This window comes from Chryseobacterium sp. 22543 (assembly GCF_052044565.1).
In the GTDB taxonomy this organism is placed as follows: Bacteria; Bacteroidota; Bacteroidia; order Flavobacteriales; family Weeksellaceae; genus Chryseobacterium.
On record NZ_JBQENH010000008.1, the window covers coordinates 134,348 to 154,211 of the forward strand.

Here is a 19,864-nt window from a genome sequence, read left to right on the forward strand (position 1 = left end):
TTAAAGTTAAAGAAAAAAACAAGCTTCCACTTACTTTCAAACATGTTGAATCCTTCAATGATCAGAAGCTTAAAAAACCAAACGATATTATTTATGTTTTAGATTGTGAAAAGTACCAAACCAATTTCTATATCAGAGAAAGACCTATAAAATCACTTGTAAGGCTATTATGAAGCTATTATATTTTTTCTTTATTGTTATGGTATCTGTATTTCTAAAAGCACAAAGTTCAAGCTTCATATATCAATTAAATTACAGAGCTGATTCAGATAATTTTAAAAGTGAAAAAAATATTTTTTACCTAGATATTAAAAATAAAGAATCTTTGTTTCGATCAGATAAATTTCGTGAATCTGATTCATTAAGAGCAAAAAGAGGTTGGGGAAACGGATTTGATATGGAATATAACCACAAACAACTTTATGTTTATAAGAAAAATGGAAATAATGAAATTCTAAAGTATGTATTTGTTCCTTTAATTTATAGCACATATGCTATTCCTATTAATGAAGAATTTCATTGGGAAATTATTGACGAAAAAAAGAAAATTGGGAATTATAATTGTCAAAAAGCAAAAGTAGAATATGGGGGAAGAAACTGGACTGCATGGTTTACAAACGAAATTCCTTTACAGCAAGGTCCATATGTCTTTTATGGTCTTCCAGGATTGATTATAAAAATTTCTGATGAAAAATTGGATTATGATTTTGAGCTCATTCAGATAAGAGACTTCAAATGGAAAGAGCTTTATACAGATAAATTTCAAAAGAAAATTACCTGGGAAGACTTCAAAAAACTTCAAAAAAATTTTTACAATGAGCCGCTATCCATGTTCAATAAATCTGAAATAACATCTTACGACGAAAGTGGAAATAAGATAAAAACCAATTTTAAAGAAATGACAGGAAATATTCAAAAACGAATTCGGGAGAAAAATAATCCTATTGAGCTAAATCATAAAGTAGAATATAAATAGGTTTAAATGATACTAATTATCTCAGAGAATTGTGTACAAGTAGTGAAATAGCCATTGTAACAGGAAAAAACAGATTCAATACATAAAGACTATTTTTTTAAATCAAGGTAATAAACACAGGTAATTTATTTTATAAAATTTAAGAAATGAAATATTCTAATTTAAAAACACAAAGCCCCAATATTAATTTTAAGCCTACCATTTACCTGATTCTATGTCTATTTCTTTGTGCCTGCAAAAATCGAAATTATATTTTATATTATAATAAAGTAAACGAAATTGACAGTATATACAGAATGGCTAAACAACCTGAAAAAGCCATAAAAAATTATACAAACCATTATTTAGAAAATACCGCCCTCTCAATCAAGAACGTCATGAAGAATATGAAACTTATATAAGGCTCTCTGATCAGCATCATACAAAATTTGGAGGAAAAAAAAGTCTGTACAAACTTATTCCTTTGATAGCTCCTTATTGGGAGTATAAAAAACAAGATCCAAAATTGATTAAGCTGTATAAAAAATATGGAATAGACAGTTTGGAAATGGAGCTGAAAGTTGCACAGTGGAAAAAAAGACTTAATCAAAAGCTTGTAGACTCTTTTACTGTTGCATCTATGCGTGATCAGAACAGCCGAAGAGATCTAAATTATCAGGAAATTACTAAAAATGATAAAAAGAATGCTGAGCTTCTAAAATGGATGTTTAAAAATTATGGATTTCCAAGTATGCAAAAAATAGGTTTATTAAATGGTGACTTTTTTATGCCGTCAGGACCTATACTGCTTCATATGGCAGATTATGATGAATACTACCCTTATTTTAAAACTAAAATATTAGAATATGTAAAATCTGGTGAATGCCCACCTCGTGATTATGCTGCGATGATTGACAGAAATAATCTGCATCATAAAGTTCCTTACACTTATGGAGTTTATCAGGGATATGAAAATATAAAAGATTCATCAATAGTAAATGATAACCGAAAAGGCATTGGTCTTCCAAGTTTAACGTACCGAAACAAATTAGCAAAAGATTTAGCCGATAGTTTAAAAACCAAATGATAATGATTTTCTCAAATAATAATGACAGAACAACGATTGAAGTTATGTGTTATCTCACTTCAATGAATAAAGACTTTACTCATATTCATGAAAATGAAGTTTTTGAAATTAAAATAAACTAATTTTTTTCCCATATAATTTATTAATTCATGAACTATTTCAACCTATTCAGCAACATTCTGATCACCAAAGGAGCAACCCGGATATTGATCTCAGATCTACAGAGAAATGTTTCAGAATTGTATCCGTTAGAATTCTATGGAATCATAGAAGAACTTAAAAACCAATCTATTGAGGGGATATTGAAAGATTATGATGAAGAATCCAGAGCAATTGTCCATGAATATATCAATCTCCTGCTGGAAAAAGAATATGGATTTGTTACTGAAAACGATTGGGACAGAAATTTCCCTCCTCTTTCTTATGAATATCATGAACCCAGTGATATAACGAATCTCTTTATTGAAATGGAAGATATTGAGATCGTAAAAAAAATAAAACCTTCTATAGAAAACCTTGGAATTAAACATTTGGTTATTTACAGTTTAAAACCATTAACAATAAATGAATTTATAGAAATTGATGATGTATTTAAAACCTCTGTGCTTTCGGGAATAGAAATATTCTCTCCGTTTCATAAGGAAACCAATCTATCTTTTATACAGGCTCTTCAAAAAAATACAGTCAGAATATATAGTCTCATTTTCTACAATTGTTCGAAACCTCCTTTCAAAGCTAAAGATGAATATAGATTCTCGCTGAATTTCCTGAAAGATGACCTGAAAATATCTGTCTGTGGAAAAGTGGAACTGAAGTATTTCAATACCAACCTTCCAAAAGTACTGGAAGCGATAAACCACAATTCCTGCCTGTATAAAAAGATAGGTATTGACCGAAACGGCACCATTAAAAACTGCCCGCTGATGGTTGAAAGCTTTGGAAACATTCGTAATAACAGTCTTGAAGTGGCTATAACCCAGCCCGATTTCAAAAAATACTGGGATCTGACCAAAGACAATATAGAAATCTGTAAGGACTGTGAGTTCCGTTATGTCTGCACAGACTGCAGGGCGTATACCGAAAATGCAGAAAAAAGTAAAGAAGGTCTGAATGTATCAAAACCTTTAAAATGTGGCTATAATCCCTATACGGGAGATTGGGAAGATTGGACAAAAAATCCTTTGAAGCAAAAAATTTTTCATTCGTTAGAACTCAGATAGCATTTCTCATCCCCTTATATTATATATATTCAAAAACGGCTTTTAAATTCCATTTAAAAGCCGTTTGTTATTTTTATTATAAAGTGATTATATTCCTATTTGAAAAACTTCCATTTCGGGATAATAGCAAGCATTCCGAATCCTGTAAACAGAAAAAGGTTGGTAACATCTGTATACAGGAATGTAGACAGGTAATAATTGTGCATAAAGAAGTGCATTACCAGTAAAGCCGGGAACATGAAGATTCCTATTTTTCTGTAGAAGAACATCAGTACCAGCCCAATCATCATCAACACATCAATTGAAAAAATAACATAGAAATACCACCTTGGGATCTCCAGGTATTCATGCTGCAGATATTCATCCACATCTATTCCAAGCCCCATTATGGTAAACAACATTAAGGCTGCAAATGCCAGTACAAATCCCCATCCTTTCTTCGGGTCTTCGTCAAAATAACTGTATTCTTCCATACCTACAAAAATAAAGAACTTATGAGAGATTTCATAAGTTCTTTTATAATTATTCGTTTAAAATTTGACTTATATAGAGATCGCGTTGATCAATCTATTTTTGTCACTTAAGAATTCTTCCATAGAAATCATACTTTCAGTTCTCATTACGTCCTGAATGTCATCTATCTGATAAATAATTCTTTTAGCATCATCTGTATTCTTAGCTCTTACTTTACAGAAAATATTATATTTTCCTGAAATAACGCTAGCTTCAATGACGTTAGGTAAAGTTGACAATTCTTTCAATACTTCCTGAGTACGGTTTGATTTTGTCAAAAGGATCCCTATGAAAGCTGTAAAGTGATAATCCAGCTTACCATAATCGATATTAAGAGATGATCCCAAAATAATACCTGCATCTTCCATCTTTTTCACTCTTACGTGAATTGTTCCAGCAGAAACATCCATCTGCTTTGCAATTTCAGTAAAAGGCATTCTTGTGTTTTCTACTAAGAAATCAAGAATTTTCTTGTCTATTTCGTCCAGTTGATAGTTCATATTAGTTAAATTACAATTTCTTTAAAAAATCTATGTATTTTTTGCAAATTTACGAAAAATAATTTAACTAAAAAATATATATCAAATATTAACAATAATTAACACAGATGATAAAAATCATTAAAATATTCTAATTATTTACCATTTGATTTTATAGAATCTGTTTTTATTTCACCTTTTGCATCTGAAGTTTTTTTGTCTTTTTTCTTCTTTTTAAACAAAGAATTGAAGCTTTTACTCCACACGACCCCTCCTCCATAGGCTTGATTTGCAGAACCGTTTGTACTCACCATTCCGATGTTCGTAGGCTTGGAATAAGCGCGTATAACCAACGTTCCGTCGTTCTTTTTAGATAAATCATACTCTACAGAGCCTTCTGTAGACAAATAGTTATTTTGGGCACCATCTGTTTTCGATAGTGGAATACCCAGACCTGTTTTTATATTCACTCTTGGGGAAAGGGCTACACTCAATCCCGCATTTGCTCTGTCTCCAAAGTTTGAGTTCTGGTCACCTTTTACATAATTAAGGTCAATCTGGAATTCATTACTCATCGTATTAAGTACAGATCCCAATTGTTTCAGAAGCATATTATATCCGGAAGACTCTGCAACATTTCCCACATTCACATCTACCCCGCCAGAGTTTGAAACGTTGAAAGTACTCAACAGCAGGACAGATCCGAACTGAAGAACCTTCTCCCCTTCCTGACTCATTTTAGCAGCCAGCGTTTCCCTCACCTGGCTGGAAACATCCATAGCAGTTACGTTAAGGTCAATATTAGGGTCTACCAACGACTGGGTAATGTGAGCCTGCAGCAAAATACTTATAGGCTGTAGTTTTCCCATACTAAGATACTCCCCGGCATTAGAAACCATTCTTATATAGTTGGCATTAATGTCTAATGCAGGCTTCATGGCATCACCATCCCATCTGATACTACTGTTCCTTTCTATCTGGAAAGTTTTATTAAGAATTGCCTTAGAGACAAATGTTCCGTTATCTACTTTATAAGTACCGCTCATGGCGATATTCCCTTGTCTGTTCATGTGGAACCTCAACGGATCTGCAGAACCTTTTACTGTAATATTTCCTACATCATCTCCTACCAGCACATTTACAGTAGTTCCTTTATCTACGGCTAGATTGAAATCAATATTCATATTGGCTCCTGTTTTTTTCTTTTCTTCCAGTGTAATCAGACCGTCTTTTCCTTCTTTCAGGAATCTCAGCATCTTGAATTCTTCAACATTGGATGTAGAACTGGAATTAAAGGTAAAGGTACTTCCGTTAAGCGCCTTCATATTAGGAGTTGTAATACTTAATCCTGAAACAGGTCCGTCTACATAAAGATCTCCCTGTCCGTAAACTCTTCCCCAGAAAAGGTCAAAATCTTTTTGTGTTGTATTTAGCATGAGAAGGTTATCAGCTCTCATTACGAGAGATACCCCCATTGAAGAAAGGGTCTCAAACTGAATCGCCCCGGAAATATTCCCTTTGGAATTGGTTCTTCCATCGTGTACCTCAATATTGTTGAGAATGGCCAGCCCTTTGGTCAGCTGAATGACAGTATCATCAAATGCATAATCTACCCCGGTAAACAAAAGCTTTAGTCCAAAATCTTTTAAAGCAATATCACCGTTATAATCCAGATTATTAAGCTTTCCGTTAATTTTAAGATCCCCGGTAGCTTTACCACGAAGGTTTCCAAAAACAGTCTGCACAAACTGTTGTGTAAATGACAGGTCAAAATCACGCATTTCAGCCGTAAGGTCAATAATCGGAGAAGAGGTGTTATTATTAACAGTTCCTGTAAGATTAAGGCTGTTATTTCCAAGGACTCCTGCAGAATGAACTTTCACATCAATATCATAAACATTCAGTGAGAAACCATTGGTAGCAGAAATAGAGATATCTCCCATATCGTTGCCATTCATCTTAATATTATCAATGTTAAGATCTACCAGTGGCTGCAGGGTACTTTTATCCATTTTGATCTTGACACTTCCGTTGGCAAGACCTTTTATATCCATGGTATTTCCTCCGGACTGCATTTCCAGAAGCTTTTCTACAGCAAATTCATTGATATCGGCATCTACATAAAAATCTTTTGCTGATTTAAATTGCGCTTCTTTAATAAACAAAGCACTTTTATCGGAATACACCCTTAGGTTCCTGATATCAAAATCTCCGGTATTCCTTCTATAGGTAATGGAGTGATTCAGTTCCGGACTTGTATCTATAGCCCAGGTCACTTCATTGAATTTCACTTCGGTAGGCTCAAATCTGAATACATAATCTCCCGCCGCATCCGTAGACTGATCTACATTAATAGCATATTCTTTAAGCTTTTCATTAATTTCATCATCAGGACTTCCATGCTTAAATACGGTAGCTAAATGAAGGGTATTTCCATTCTCATTATTCCCTTTAAGCTCAAAATCTTTGATTACATTTTTATTATAAACTACTCTATTGATCTTTGCATACAATTGCTGGTTAAGGTCGGCTGTATTAATTCTGACTTTAACACTGTCTACCATTGCACTGTCTCTGTTGAGATTCTTTCTGTCGTGAACCTTATAATCAGGGCTGGAAGATGCCAGTGCCTTATCAGCATCGGTAATTTCTTCCTCTTTTGTCATAACATATTTCAAAGAAGCGGCATCCAGATTCAGAATCAGGTTGTTTGAATTTCCATCATATTCTCCTTCCACTATAGCTCCCTGCGGTAGTTTAAGTTCCGGTAAAAAATAATTGACCAATCCTTGCTGAACATCAAATTTCAGTGCAAAATTCTGTCCACGGTATAATTTTCTCGGTGGTGGCCCTACCAATATCTTTCCAACTCCGTTTTCTACCATTCCTGCAAGATCAGCCAGGCTGTATCTTCCCGATATCTTCCCTGTAGCAGCTCCCGGAGCATCTACATCAATCACACGGCCTCCTGCTTCTACAAAAGTTTTTAATTTAGCATTCGGAATATTATATTTTTGAGTTGCCGTAGCAAAGTTCAGATTATTGGCATTAACATCCAGCGTAAGATCATTAATGGAAGACATTGCCATCTTTCCTTCAACCTGACCGCTTACCACCTGGCTGCCAGGCTTATTGGTAAAATAGTTCATATTCAGGTAAGTGACATCCGCGTTGACATCCATAGCCACTCTTGAAGTACTGAAATCTATCAATCCTTTGATCGTAGCTTTTGCCTGTTCATCATTAACGGTAATAAGTCCGTTGTATTTTTTATGATCCAATAATCCATCCAGATACAGATTATTGATCGTTTTATCCATAATTTCAACGCTTGCAATCTGAGATTTAGTTGTCAGACGCATGGTATTGACATCAAAGCTTTGTCCGTTAAGATCGAATTTACCGGAGATTAAACCTACCGTTTTATTCTTTGTAATGACAGAAGTATTAAGGTCTTTCACATCAAGATAACCGGAATATTTAGGCATTGCAGTACTGTAACCGGATAAGGTAAGTTTGGAAATTTTAGCCTGCCCTATTCCTGTCATTAAATTCCCGCTATCCACATAGATCTGATCCGGATTTACTCTTGCTGTCCCGTTGTATTTCAATTTTCCAAAATCATCAGCAAAATTCTTCATCTTTTTGGAGATAAAAGAAGGCATCATTGCTTTTAGATCCTTGTAAGTAAAATCTGCAGAAAGATCTTTTGTTTCAATGGCAAAATGTCCTTTCAGCAGGTTATCAACCTTCATTGTTTTGGTTGCAATGTTGACATCAGGATTTCTGATCAGGAAATTCTCCAGATGAAATTTATTTAAGGGTCCCGTCATTGTCCCTGAAAGGTTGAACGGTTTGATATTATCCCAGTTCGTCACAAAATAGCTGATATCATAACCACTGATCTGACTTCCCTGTTGAATGTTCATATCCCATCGTACCCTGTCAGCAAAATCTGACCACGATCCATCATGAAGATTAAATTTAATATCTCCCTGAAGTAATGTATGGTCGGTATTCAGCGTAAGATCTTTTAATGACAAAAATTGTTTCGTTAAAGACAGTTCTGTTGAAAAAGTATCCACAATATGAGATTTCCCCCATCTTGAGGTCACAAAGGACATATTATTGATCAATGCCGAAACATTTGGTCCGTTCACTTTTACGTTCGGTGCTTTTAAGTTGAATTTTTTTGCTGTTAGCCATTTCCCCTGTTCTCCGGGAGAGTTTTCATTGATGATGGAAACTTCAGAATCAATAATCTGTACTCTGGAATTCAGCTGAAAAGGAGGTTTGTTCGGATTTCTTTTCTTACCATCATCAAAGAGTTCTGTAAATCTGACAAAATTGGATATACTATCTCCTTTATAGGTAATTACTCTTACTTCGGCATTAACGAGAGTCAGAGAATTGAAGCTTAAAGAATTGCTTTTTCCTGAAATAGCATTCACAGCCAAAGATATCCAGTCCGAATCTGCACGGAATTCACGGGCTTTAATAAAATCAAACCCTTTATAGTCTTTTACTTTTAAACCTTTGATTGTTACATCTCCAAAGTAGTTAACATCCACACTTTCTGTAGAAAACCCTGATTTGAAATCTTTATTTACGATTTGAAGAGCCTGATCTGCCGCCCATTGCTTCGTTACCGGAAGGTTGATGATAACCAATATACCTCCTATTACAAATAAGCCAAGCCAAAAGAGAATCAAGAGAAGCTTTCCCCACCAGGTATAGCTGGTAACATCTTTCATGGCCTGTTTCCCAAACTCTTCAGCCGTTTCCACAGGATGATGTATGGCATCTGAAGCCAGCTCAGATGCTTCTTTTACTGTCTCCCGAACTTTTTCTTCTACATTTTCGACAGTTTTCTGTACCTGATCCCCTAGGTTTTCAGCTACCGATTTTTTATTCTCATTCTCGTTATTATTCTCTAACTTTGCCATTATTATGAGCGACTCTATAATTTTAGGTATTGAATCGTCCTGCGACGACACCTCAGCAGCTATCATCAAGGGAAATTCTATTCTTTCAAACATTGCCGCAAACCAGGCCATCCATAAAGAATATGGTGGTGTTGTCCCTGAACTGGCTTCACGGGCCCATCAGCAAAATATTATCCCTGTTGTTGAAAAATCTTTTTCTAAAGCAAATATACAACAAAATGCTATCTCTGCTATAGGATTTACTCGCGGACCGGGACTTTTAGGATCTCTTCTTGTAGGAACATCATTTGCTAAGTCTTTGGCTATGAGCCTGAATGTACCTTTAATTGAAGTAAATCATCTTCAAGCCCACATTCTAGCCCATTTCATCGAAGATGCAAATCCTGTGCCGCCTACTTTTCCATTCTTATGTCTTACGGTAAGTGGCGGACACACCATGATTGTACTGGTAAAAGACTATTTCGATATGGAAATTATCGGAAAAACCATTGATGATGCCGCAGGAGAAGCTTTTGATAAAATCGGAAAGATTTTTGATCTTGACTACCCTGCCGGACCTATCATTGACAGACTTGCCAAAGAAGGGAATCCTGATGCGTTTAAATTCAACAAACCGAAGCTGGAAAACTACGATTATTCTTTCAGCGGTATTAAAACTTCGGTACTGTATTTTATTCAGAAAGAAGTCAGAAAAAATCCGGATTTCATTAAGGAAAACCTAAATGATCTGTGTGCATCTGTACAGAAATCTATCATTGAGATTCTGATGAATAAACTTGAAAAAGCAGCCCAGGATCTCAACGTCAATAAAGTTGCTATTGCAGGTGGTGTATCTGCCAACTCTGCGCTGAGAAAAGCAATGGAAGACAACAAAGAAAAACTGGACTGGAGTATCTACATACCCAAGTTTGAATATACCACAGATAATGCTGCGATGATTGCCATGGTAGCGAAACTGAAGTTTGAGAGAGGTGAATTTACAGATTTGAGAACTTCGGCAACAGCAAAATACGATTTATGAAAATACTCTTAGAAGAAAAAATACTGGGAACGCATTCTAAAAAGAATTCAAAATATTATTGGGTATTAGAAACGGTTACAGGAAAAAATGAAGATGTAGAACATGCCTTAGATTACTTTCCATCAAGTTCTGAGACAGGATATATTCAGGATATAAAAGAGGAAATTATAAAAAAAATAAACTCTGAGCATCTTTTCAGTTTTCCTTATACTCCAAAAGAAGGAGATTATTTATCAATCAAAAATAATTTGAGAAAACAGGAATATTTAAATCTGATTTTTATTAACAATATCTGGATTGAAGAAATATACATGTGTTCTTACCGTGAATGTGATACAGATATCTACACAACTATAAAAACAGGAGTTGCCTTCTTAACTCAGGATATATGAAACTATTTTACGGTGAAATAATGGATCACGGGGTCATCATCAATGATGAAGAACAGCAGCATATTGTGAAAGTACTTCGTATGAGAGATGGTGAAGACATTCATGTGACGGATGGAAAAGGAAAGCTGGCTTCAGGAAAACTGGTTATAGAAGGTAAAAAAGCAGGTATTGAGGTATTTGAAATCAAAGAAAGCCTGCCGGAATTCACTCCTAAACTTCATATTGCTATTGCTCCTACCAAGAATATCGACAGAATTGAATTCTTTGTGGAAAAGGCTGTAGAAATGGGTATTTCTGAGATCAGTATTATTGTAACGGAGAAAACCGAACGTAAAAATATTAATATTGATAAAATCAGAAAACAGGCTGTTGCTGCATCAAAACAGAGTCTGAGATTTCATTTTCCGGTCATCAATGACACTGTAAAACTGACGGACTTCTTGAAAAATACTGATCCTGACCATACGTTTGTAGCACACTGTCATGAAAATTTAGAAAGAATTGATCTTAAAAATATTCCTCAACTGAAACAGCTTACATTTTTAATAGGTCCTGAAGGTGATTTTTCTGAAAAGGAAATTGCATTTCTGGCAGACAATAAAGTAAAAGCTGTATCACTCGGAAATCAAAGGCTTAGAACAGAAACAGCAGGTGTTTTTGTCGCCGCATGGAATTATTATAATATGATATAGATAACAAAAAGAGAAGGTTCATGAGCCTTCTCTTTTTTATTTCTGAATGACTTATTTCCAGTCAATATTATTTTCTCTCAGATATTTTTCAAAGATCTGTTGTCCGCTTCTTATTGAATTTACTGTCCAAAGGATTTTCATCCTTAAAAGTTTTTCTTCGTTTAATTTATAATCAATATCAGATTTGATCAGCTTCTGTTTCAATTCATACATACAGATTGAAGCTGCTACGGAAACATTGAAGCTCCTTGTAAAACCATACATCGGGATAGCCAGCGTTTCATCCGCAAAGTCTAAAATCTCCTGGGAAACTCCTTCCATTTCAGTTCCGAAAACTAAAGCAATCGGTTCTGTAATTTTATATTCAGGCAGCATTTTAGCATTATTTTCTAATGAAACCACCACAATTTTATATCCTCTGTCTTTAATACTCTGAAAAGATTCCATATTTCGGGGAAGCTTTTCTACCTCAACCCAGGTATCTGCGCCCTTTGTGACCCGAAGATTGGGTTCAAAACTATACTCTTCCTGTAAAGCGACTACCTTATGAAAGCCGCAAGCCTCCACAGAACGTACAATTGCAGCTGCATTTCTAAACTGATAGACATCTTCTACAACCGGAAGCACAAAGTCTGAACTTTCCTGCGAAAAATGTTCAATTTTTGCCAGTCTTTCTTCGGTTAAAAACTGTTTTAAATATTCATAAGTCTGCGATAAATCACTCATCTGCATTTAGTTATTTTTTCCAATAGCCCAATGTAACGCCTACGATTGCCATCTTATTTTTATAAAATTTTGATATAAGCGTTTCATTCATTTTCAAATCTTTGCAAATTAACGTAATTTTGACCTATGAACCCTAATCGGGCTCCAATTCTTAATTAAAAATAGTACATGAAGCGAAAAGTCCTGCTTATCTATACCGGTGGAACCATCGGAATGGAAAAAGATTATGAAACCGGAAGTCTCCGTGCCTTTGATTTTGGTAATATATTTGAAAAGATGCCCGAAATGAGGCTCATGGAATGCGAAGTCTTCGTTCATCCTTTCGCCAAACCACTGGACTCATCGGATATGGGACCCGAAGAATGGAGAGTGATTGCTAATTATATTCACAAAAATTATAACGACTACGATGGTTTCCTCATTCTTCATGGAACAGATACCATGTCTTATACAGCATCCGCATTAAGTTTCATGCTAAAAGGGTTAAGAAAACCTGTAATCATGACCGGTTCTCAGCTTCCCATTGGAGATCTGAGGACAGATGCCAAGGAAAATCTTCTGACCAGTCTTTATTATGCCAGCCTTTACGAGAACGATGAAGCGGTTATTCAGGAGGTTGCCATTTATTTTGAGTACAAATTATTAAGAGGAAACAGAACATTGAAATATTCTGCTGAGTATTTTGATGCCTATTCAAGCCCGAATTACCCTATTCTGGGACAATCCGGAGTTCACTTGAATATTATTAAAGATAATTTATTCCGTTGTGACCCGAAAGTAGAATTTCATGTTGATGAACATATTTCTGAAGATATTTTATTCTGGAGGATTTTTCCGGGAATGCACTTAAGCCATTTCAGAGAAATTCCTAAAATGAAGGTTCTTATTCTTCAGGTGTTTGGCTCAGGAACTATTTTCAGCAGTGCAAAAACTCAGGAAACGCTTCAGGAAATCAGAAATAACGGAACGGAAATCGTAGTGGTAAGCCAGTGTATTTCAGGAGGTATCTCATTCGGAAAGTATGAGAACAGCAATATTTTCTCCAGAATCGGAGCAATCAGCGGCAGGGATATGACTGCAGAAACGGCCATTACCAAAGCAATGCACCTTATTGATAACCCAAGCTACTCCGGAAGCTTTGCTGATAATTTCACCAGAAGCCTTTGTGGAGAAATTACGGATTAATTGCAGGAATAATTTGGATATTAAAGAAATTACACTATTTTTGCAATCTCAAAAAGAGAGGTGTCCGAGTGGTTGAAGGAGCTACCCTGGAAAGGTAGTATACGGGTAACTGTATCGAGGGTTCGAATCCCTTCCTCTCTGCAAGAAAATTAAAGCCTGTGCTAATGAAGCACAGGCTTATTTTTTGGTCAGAATTCTTGGTTCATATTCAATTCTCTACTTCATAAGTATTTATACCTAAGACCATAATTGGTAATTTACACTATAGAACATCTGTCTGGTTCTTCGTTACTTTGAATTACAATCTAATCAACTAAAAACCAAACCAATATGACATCAACAAGTGTAAATGCAAATTCTTCCGGCCAGGTAGTACTTGGAAACGGAGCACAGTTTTGGGTATATCTTTCCCCTCAAAACGACACTGCCAGAATGATATCTACATGGCGGGTAACATTTTCGCAAGGAAATTGGAGTGATACCATTTCCAGTGAAAATCCGACCAAGCAAATTCAGACTCCCAATCTTTCAGGGATCTTTGAGATTAAGGTAGAATTACTAAGCGGATCTACCGGTACATGGCGTCAGATTCCACCTCAAAACGGAAGCCATAATGAGATAGGCTGCAATTCCAACTGTGCTTCCATGGTAGGTATTGTTGCTGACAGCACAAATCCTCCTATCGGATCGATCAATGCTCATTTCTGGACAACCTGGGATGCAATGTGTAAAGCAGGATAGGATCATAAAAATAAGTTCCATAATTTTTAAATCGCCGCAATATTGAATGTTGCGGCGATTTTGATATTGCGCGCACATATAGCTTTTCCACAAGTTATCAACATTTTATCCACAATTGATATTGTATAAAAAAGCATTGAATGTTTTATTCCCAATTCTATCCTAAATCAGGTGTTTATTTTGTCATGTTTTTAAACAGTATTAAAAGATTTTGAATAAACATTCTATGAACAAAGCTTATAATTTTGCGATCACGAAGTATTCTCTCTGCGTTTCAACGGTATTTTTTTTCATCTTATGGTTTCGCAGTCATCTAAAATTAACAGTAAAACAGCTATCCACCATGTTGAACACGAAGAAAATTTTTGCAGGATTATTTTTATTAGGATGTCTAGGAGCATCTGTCAAAGCACAGATCAGTCCACCGGGATTAGGAGATACCAATAATGCATTCTGGGGTGCCTTTGGAGTGAAACGACAGCTGGATTCTCTGGGAAAGAAACAGGCGTTGAGTTATATTGCCATCGGAAGAAAAAGCAGTCCGGATCATCATAACTTATTTTCAAAACAGGCGATCATTGTTTTAAATCATGAGGTATACCATTCTTTTGCTCCCCATCAGCAGTACAGTTATGCAATCAGCTACCGCCGCCAGCCCCAGTACGAAAGCACCGCTCCTTATGATAAAGAAAATACGGAACAGGAATTCAGAATCTACGGAAGGTATGCATACACTTTTGACCTTGGAAAGAAATGGAAACTAAAAAATACAATGCGGCAGGAATTCAGGAAATTTTTTGATGCAGGTTTTCATAAAGTAGAGGAAGACTTTCAGTTCAGAACCCGTATCAAGAGTCAATTAACCTATAATTTATCTCCTAAAAACAATCAAAAGCTGGCATTGAGTGCAGAAGCCTTATTTTCAATCAGCCATCTCAATGAACCTGATTCTCAATGGGGTTCTTTCGGGTATCGTGAAATGCGTATTGCAGCTTACTATATGTTTACAATCCCTAATTCGCCTTTTACCGTAGATATAGGATATATGGATGACCTGATCAGAGACAGCAGAAGCATTCATCATGGAGGGGTTCATTATCTGGCTGCAGACCTGATCTGGAATATTCCTTACAGAAAGAGATAGCAAAAAATAATTTTACACATTATATACAACAAAATCCCAGTCATCACTGACCGGGATTTTTGTTTGAAACATAAGTTTCCCTGCAATATAATTAAGTATGAATGTTTGGTGTAAAATCTTAGTTGCACAAAGTCAGAAACTGGCGGCTCAATTGTACATTGAATTTGGCTTCAGCTCTTGAGCGGGCATAAATAGTTTGTTTAAAAGCATGTACTGTCTTCAGTTTCTGATCTATGAATTCTGCAATCTGCACAACAGAGAAAAGAAAATCTCTGTATACTGCCATATTAACTGTCTGACCATAATACGGAAGATAAGCTTTTAAAAAAGGAATTGCTTTCTGATGACGGTTGTAGCTGATACAATACCCTACTCCTTCCATGGATGTAATAATAGTGTAGTTATTGATATAATCCTGAATATTTTTGGTACCGTCCAGAGTTTGGGCATTTTTTGAACAAAACTTATTGATCTTATCCAGAATATGCTGGGCATATTCCATCATGGAAATATTTTTAAATTCAAAAACCTGATTCATCCCATTGGCTGGTGAAGTTCCGTTTTCACAATCAATGCAGAAAGAAATCCCGATTTTTTCATGATAAGGAAAAAAGCAGTCTTTGACTTCAATGGAAGCATCCGGCTTTAACATGTCATCTCCAAAATTGTAATAGACATACGGACTATAAAGTTCCGCAAGAGCGTTCAGATAATCTGTTTCGCTGGTATTATGATATTCTTCAAACCATTTTTCAAGGTTATCATAATAATTATGTTCAAAGTCGTTAAAGTTTAAGTAAAATGGCAATTCCATAGCTCTGTAATTTTGATATGACAAAGCTATACCCGTAATGCGACAAAACTTGACGTAATATATTTTTTGTGAAAAGATTTGAAAGATTATTAAGTCAATAGTCAATTTTTGCTTCGCAAAGTCAATGGTGAATCATTATTAACGCTAAGGTTCGCAAGGTTTGTTGAGTAACGTTTTATATTTTGTTCGCAAAGACACTTCGTTCAGCTAGGATAGCTGCTTTATCATTGCTGAGTGAAGCGCCTTTGCGATCGTTTTTAAACATTAAAATATCTTAGCGAACTTTGTGTTAAAATTGATTTACACGAATTAAAATTCACAAGCGCAGAGAATTGACCATTCATCATTGATATCTACTTATCATAATTCTTCATCACATACTCAAAGTAATGAATCATTTTCAGGTAGTTTTCGATACTGAGGTATTCATTGGTGCTATGGATACTCTGCTGTTCCGCACTGTTGATCTTGATCGGCATGAATCTGTATACATTTTTGCTCACAATCTCATATTTTCCGGCATCGGTTCCTGCCATGGTAAGGTATGGAGTGACAATCGCTCCGGGATGAATTTCTTTTACACCCGCTTCTATCATTTTAAAAGCTTTCGTATTGGTTGGAGAAATCGCAGAAGCTTCTCTTGTATTGTCAATTTCTTCCACCTCCACATCGAAACCTTTAGTTGCTTTAGCAATATGATCCCGTACATCCTTCACTGAATTTCCGGGAAGCAATCTGAAATTAACGACAAATTCAACTTCAGGAGAAAGTACATTGGTACCGTCACTACCTTTCATCATTGTCAAGGCTGTGGTTGTTCTTACCAATGCGTTGGTTGTATTATTTTTGGTGAGCTGTGAAATCAAAACAGGTTTCAAAAGCCATTGATTGGCCAGTGCCATTCTTGTTGTAAAAGGCATTTCACCTCCTATATTATTAAAAAATTCTTTGATTAATGGGGTGATCACAGGCTTCATCTGATCATCTTCCAAACGCTGCATAATGACAGCGGCTTTCCCGATAGCACTTTCCATTGGAGGCATAGAAGAATGTCCACCCAATCCTTTTACCTTAATTTTTGCGGAAAGAAAGCCTTTTTCAGCACATCCTACGACAGCCACGTCTGTATCTATTCCTGCGACGTTTCCTTTTCTCATAATCAATCCGCCTTCGTCATAAACGGCATCGAACTTCAATCCTTTTTTCTTAAAATAATCAGCAATCTGAATCGCTCCTTTCTGTCCGCCAACTTCTTCATCAAAACCAAAAGCAAGATAGATATCGCGTTGTGGAATCTGCCTATTTTTAATCATAGAATTCATGGATTCCATTAAGGAAAATAACATTCCTTTCATGTCTATTGCTCCTCTTCCATAGATTCTTCCGTTGGCTACGGCTCCGGAAAAAGGGGCAAAATCCCAGTCTTCCGCTACTTTTGCAACAGGTTCTGCCGGTTTATCATCCGGGCGGAATATATTTTCTTCATTATTCTTTATATCGGCATCTCCCGGAGGAACAACGTCCATATGGGAAAGAAATAAAATAGGTTCCAAAGCAGGATTGCTTCCTTTGAGTCTGAATACTAACCCATATTGGTTTACTTCAACATTTTCCGTGTTCTGATAGACTAATGGATAGGATATTTTTAAATAGGTTTTGAACTGATCAAACGGGGCATAATTGAATTCACCTAAACTTCCTGTAGAAACGGTTGGAACCTTTATTCCTCCTGAAAGTCTCATCACTGCAGAGTCATTTTTTACAGGTTTCCATCCCTCACCTGCTCCGATATCATTTTTCTTAAATGGATAGATGTAAGTTTTAATCAACACTACAGCGGCCAGAATGACAACGATTCCCAAAAGGATTAAAAGAACTTTTTTCATAGCAGATCAGTTTTGTGGTGTGGTTTTACCCCATAAATATAGCAAACTATTTATTGTTTAACAATTTAAAACCGGGCTTTTTCAATCGCTGACTCTCCTGAATACTGCTTTTTACAATTTTAAACTGATAAAAAGCACATGCATCTGTCCCCATTGTGAACATCAGATCGTCATAAGAACAAAAAATAAAGTATGAAGAATATTCTGCACATTATCTCCAGCGCGAGAGGAGATTTATCTTATAGCAACAGATTGAGTTCCCTCATTCTGGAAAAGCTTTTACAACAGCATACTATCAATAAAGTCGTTGTACGGAATTTGATTAAAGATGTACCACCATATGCTGATGAAGTGTCTATTCATGAGTTTTATAAGCATCCGGGATTGTATGACGAGCAAAGTAAGCAGCTTCTTTCGTATGCCAATGCGACTGTGGATGAAGTGCGTGAAGCAGATATTATTGTCATTGGAACTCCTATGTTTAATCTGGGAATTTCCACTCCTTTGAAGGCATGGCTGGATCAGCTGATCCGGGCGGGAGTGACTTATGTTTTTGATGAACAATGGAATCGTGTGGGACAGTTTAAAGGTAAAAAAGTGTATCTGGCTATTGCTTCCGGCGGAAGAAATACTGAGGGAACTCCGGATTATATTTCTGATTATCTCAAAGATGTTTTCAGAAGTTATACAGGAATTACAGATGTGGAAACGTATCGTATTGAAGGGACTATGGAGAGTGGTTTTATAGCAGATTATGAAAGTATTCTGAAAGATTTTTATGCTGTAAATGATCTTTCCTAAGAGAGATTTATGGTAAACACAAAGTTTTCAACTATTTACACTGAATTTAAGGGAACAAAAAAGGAATCAACACGTTGATTGGATGAAGCTTTGGGATTTAATAATACTTATTGTTGGGTTTTAACGCAAGGGCGCTAAGTTTTTTACTAATGATGTATATTTTAAGGCGCAAGAAAATCAAAGATTTTCAGCAACGAAATTATGATAAAATCTTGCGCCTAAAAAATACTTTTTTATTGAAATTGGTGTCTTTGTAATTTACAAATCACACAAGAATAATCTGTACTTAATTCAGGATTTCGTTCATTTCGGTTAAAATGATAGGTTTTCCATCGGTGATAACAATCGTATGTTCGTGCTGAGCCATATAGCCACCTTTATTTCCTACCATAGTCCATCCGTCTTTTAATTCTATAGCAAGATTGGAATCAGTGGAAATAAAAGTTTCAATGGCGACTACAGAGTTTTTCTTAAAACGTCTGGTGTCATAACGGTTTTTGTAGTTGAGCAATTCATCAGGCTGTTCATGTAGACTTCGTCCTACTCCATGGCCACCAAGGTTCTTAATGACTTTAAGACCTCTTTTCTTTGCTTCTGTTTCCATTAAATGACCTATGTCTGCTATTTTCACACCACCTTTTATGTTATCAATGGCCTTTCTCAAAATATCTTTGGATGCTTCCACGAGTTTCTGATGTCCGTGAATATCTTTCCCAATCACAAAAGAGCCTCCGTTATCGGCCCAATATCCATCAAGTTCTGCAGAAACGTCAATATTGATCAGATCACCTTCTTTCAAAATCCTTTGATCAGTCGGAATACCATGGCAGAATTCATTATCCACGCTGATGCACGTCCAGCCTGGAAATCCATAAGTCAGATAAGGCGCTGACTTTGCCCCGAAACCTTCCAGTATTTTAGCTCCGTATTCATCAAGATCTTTCGTAGTCATGCCGGGTTCAGCATAATCCATCATTTTCTTCAAAGTATATGCAACGGCTTCACTTACTTTTTTCATTCCGATCATCTGATCTTCGTTGGTGATTGACATAGTTTTGTTTGTTATTGAGAACTACAAAGTTAGGAAATTAAAATATTCTGATACGATTTGTTTTAATTCCAAAGTTCGTGTATTGAAAAATGAGATTATCAGGTACTTTAATATCCTTCTACCCCCTTGGGTAAGGGGGTACACCCTGTTATATAAGGGGCTAGAGGATGTTCAATAACGGTCTTAAGACACTTGATGAAGAGGCTGGAGA

17 protein-coding genes and 1 tRNA gene are annotated in these 19,864 nt (G+C 35.9%); 11 read left to right on the forward strand and 7 right to left on the reverse strand.

Annotated elements, in window-relative coordinates; translation table 11 throughout:
* Window positions 1-169 precede the first annotated feature (169 nt).
* The 3 genes from ACTJIP_RS21710 to gwsS all read left to right on the forward strand — a co-directional run bounded on the left by ACTJIP_RS21710 (window position 170) and on the right by gwsS (window position 3,262).
* Window positions 170-976 (forward strand): GLPGLI family protein, encoded by an 807-nt coding sequence (locus tag ACTJIP_RS21710; protein WP_077414017.1) that lies wholly within the window; start codon window positions 170-172, stop codon window positions 974-976.
* Between the two features lie 463 nt (window positions 977-1,439).
* Window positions 1,440-2,042: a hypothetical protein gene (locus ACTJIP_RS21715; RefSeq protein WP_077414016.1), complete on the forward strand. Its 603-nt coding sequence runs from the start codon at window positions 1,440-1,442 to the stop codon at window positions 2,040-2,042.
* A 149-nt stretch (window positions 2,043-2,191) separates the two neighbouring features.
* Window positions 2,192-3,262 carry a grasp-with-spasm system SPASM domain peptide maturase gene (gene gwsS / locus ACTJIP_RS21720; RefSeq protein WP_077414015.1) on the forward strand — a complete coding sequence of 357 codons (1,071 nt, stop codon included), beginning with the start codon at window positions 2,192-2,194 and terminating at the stop codon, window positions 3,260-3,262.
* 95 nt (window positions 3,263-3,357) lie between these two features.
* On the opposite strand, the gene ACTJIP_RS21725 is transcribed toward gwsS, so the two are convergent.
* From ACTJIP_RS21725 to ACTJIP_RS21735, 3 genes are all read right to left on the reverse strand, one after another.
* Window positions 3,358-3,735, reverse strand: coding sequence for a hypothetical protein (locus ACTJIP_RS21725; protein ID WP_047373649.1), 378 nt, complete (start codon window positions 3,733-3,735; stop codon window positions 3,358-3,360).
* 69 nt (window positions 3,736-3,804) lie between these two features.
* The gene (locus tag ACTJIP_RS21730; RefSeq protein ID WP_039371059.1) at window positions 3,805-4,275 is read right to left on the reverse strand and encodes an Lrp/AsnC family transcriptional regulator; all 471 of its coding nucleotides are present in this window, start codon (window positions 4,273-4,275) and stop codon (window positions 3,805-3,807) included.
* 134 nt (window positions 4,276-4,409) lie between these two features.
* Window positions 4,410-9,200: a translocation/assembly module TamB domain-containing protein gene (locus ACTJIP_RS21735; protein ID WP_180565230.1), complete on the reverse strand. Its 4,791-nt coding sequence runs from the start codon at window positions 9,198-9,200 to the stop codon at window positions 4,410-4,412.
* A 4-nt stretch (window positions 9,201-9,204) separates the two neighbouring features.
* Between ACTJIP_RS21735 and tsaD the strand changes: the two genes are divergently transcribed.
* From tsaD to ACTJIP_RS21750, 3 genes are read left to right on the forward strand one after another with little or no spacing between them, the layout of a single operon-like run.
* Entirely contained in the window at window positions 9,205-10,221 is a 1,017-nt protein-coding gene (gene tsaD, locus ACTJIP_RS21740) for a tRNA (adenosine(37)-N6)-threonylcarbamoyltransferase complex transferase subunit TsaD (protein ID WP_077414013.1), read from the forward strand.
* Window positions 10,218-10,613 carry a hypothetical protein gene (locus ACTJIP_RS21745; RefSeq protein WP_077414012.1) on the forward strand — a complete coding sequence of 132 codons (396 nt, stop codon included), beginning with the start codon at window positions 10,218-10,220 and terminating at the stop codon, window positions 10,611-10,613. The genes tsaD and ACTJIP_RS21745 overlap by 4 nt, the downstream gene beginning before the upstream one ends.
* Window positions 10,610-11,305: an RsmE family RNA methyltransferase gene (locus tag ACTJIP_RS21750; protein WP_440705088.1), complete on the forward strand. Its 696-nt coding sequence runs from the start codon at window positions 10,610-10,612 to the stop codon at window positions 11,303-11,305. Before ACTJIP_RS21745 ends, ACTJIP_RS21750 begins: the two co-directional genes overlap by 4 nt.
* Window positions 11,306-11,356: 51 nt before the next feature.
* Here ACTJIP_RS21750 and ACTJIP_RS21755 read toward each other — a convergent pair whose 3' ends face one another.
* Window positions 11,357-12,037 (reverse strand): TrmH family RNA methyltransferase, encoded by a 681-nt coding sequence (locus ACTJIP_RS21755; protein WP_440705089.1) that lies wholly within the window; start codon window positions 12,035-12,037, stop codon window positions 11,357-11,359.
* A gap of 162 nt (window positions 12,038-12,199) precedes the next feature.
* Between ACTJIP_RS21755 and ACTJIP_RS21760 the strand changes: the two genes are divergently transcribed.
* From ACTJIP_RS21760 to ACTJIP_RS21775, 4 genes are all read left to right on the forward strand, one after another.
* Window positions 12,200-13,216 (forward strand): asparaginase, encoded by a 1,017-nt coding sequence (locus ACTJIP_RS21760; protein ID WP_077414009.1) that lies wholly within the window; start codon window positions 12,200-12,202, stop codon window positions 13,214-13,216.
* Between the two features lie 54 nt (window positions 13,217-13,270).
* Window positions 13,271-13,357: transfer RNA gene (locus ACTJIP_RS21765), tRNA-Ser, on the forward strand.
* Between the two features lie 189 nt (window positions 13,358-13,546).
* Window positions 13,547-13,957: a hypothetical protein gene (locus ACTJIP_RS21770; RefSeq protein ID WP_077414008.1), complete on the forward strand. Its 411-nt coding sequence runs from the start codon at window positions 13,547-13,549 to the stop codon at window positions 13,955-13,957.
* Between the two features lie 343 nt (window positions 13,958-14,300).
* The gene (locus ACTJIP_RS21775) at window positions 14,301-15,101 is read left to right on the forward strand and encodes a DUF2490 domain-containing protein (protein WP_219072257.1); all 801 of its coding nucleotides are present in this window, start codon (window positions 14,301-14,303) and stop codon (window positions 15,099-15,101) included.
* A 118-nt stretch (window positions 15,102-15,219) separates the two neighbouring features.
* Here the strand turns inward: ACTJIP_RS21775 and ACTJIP_RS21780 are convergent, their stop codons facing one another.
* Window positions 15,220-15,915 carry a hypothetical protein gene (locus tag ACTJIP_RS21780; RefSeq protein ID WP_077414006.1) on the reverse strand — a complete coding sequence of 232 codons (696 nt, stop codon included), beginning with the start codon at window positions 15,913-15,915 and terminating at the stop codon, window positions 15,220-15,222.
* Between the two features lie 353 nt (window positions 15,916-16,268).
* Window positions 16,269-17,801, reverse strand: coding sequence for a M20/M25/M40 family metallo-hydrolase (locus ACTJIP_RS21785; RefSeq protein WP_440705090.1), 1,533 nt, complete (start codon window positions 17,799-17,801; stop codon window positions 16,269-16,271).
* Window positions 17,802-17,993: 192 nt separating this feature from the next.
* Between ACTJIP_RS21785 and ACTJIP_RS21790 the strand changes: the two genes are divergently transcribed.
* Window positions 17,994-18,602 (forward strand): FMN-dependent NADH-azoreductase, encoded by a 609-nt coding sequence (locus ACTJIP_RS21790; RefSeq protein ID WP_077414004.1) that lies wholly within the window; start codon window positions 17,994-17,996, stop codon window positions 18,600-18,602.
* A gap of 286 nt (window positions 18,603-18,888) precedes the next feature.
* Here the strand turns inward: ACTJIP_RS21790 and map are convergent, their stop codons facing one another.
* Window positions 18,889-19,653 (reverse strand): type I methionyl aminopeptidase, encoded by a 765-nt coding sequence (gene map, locus ACTJIP_RS21795; protein ID WP_077414003.1) that lies wholly within the window; start codon window positions 19,651-19,653, stop codon window positions 18,889-18,891.
* Window positions 19,654-19,864 lie beyond the last annotated feature (211 nt).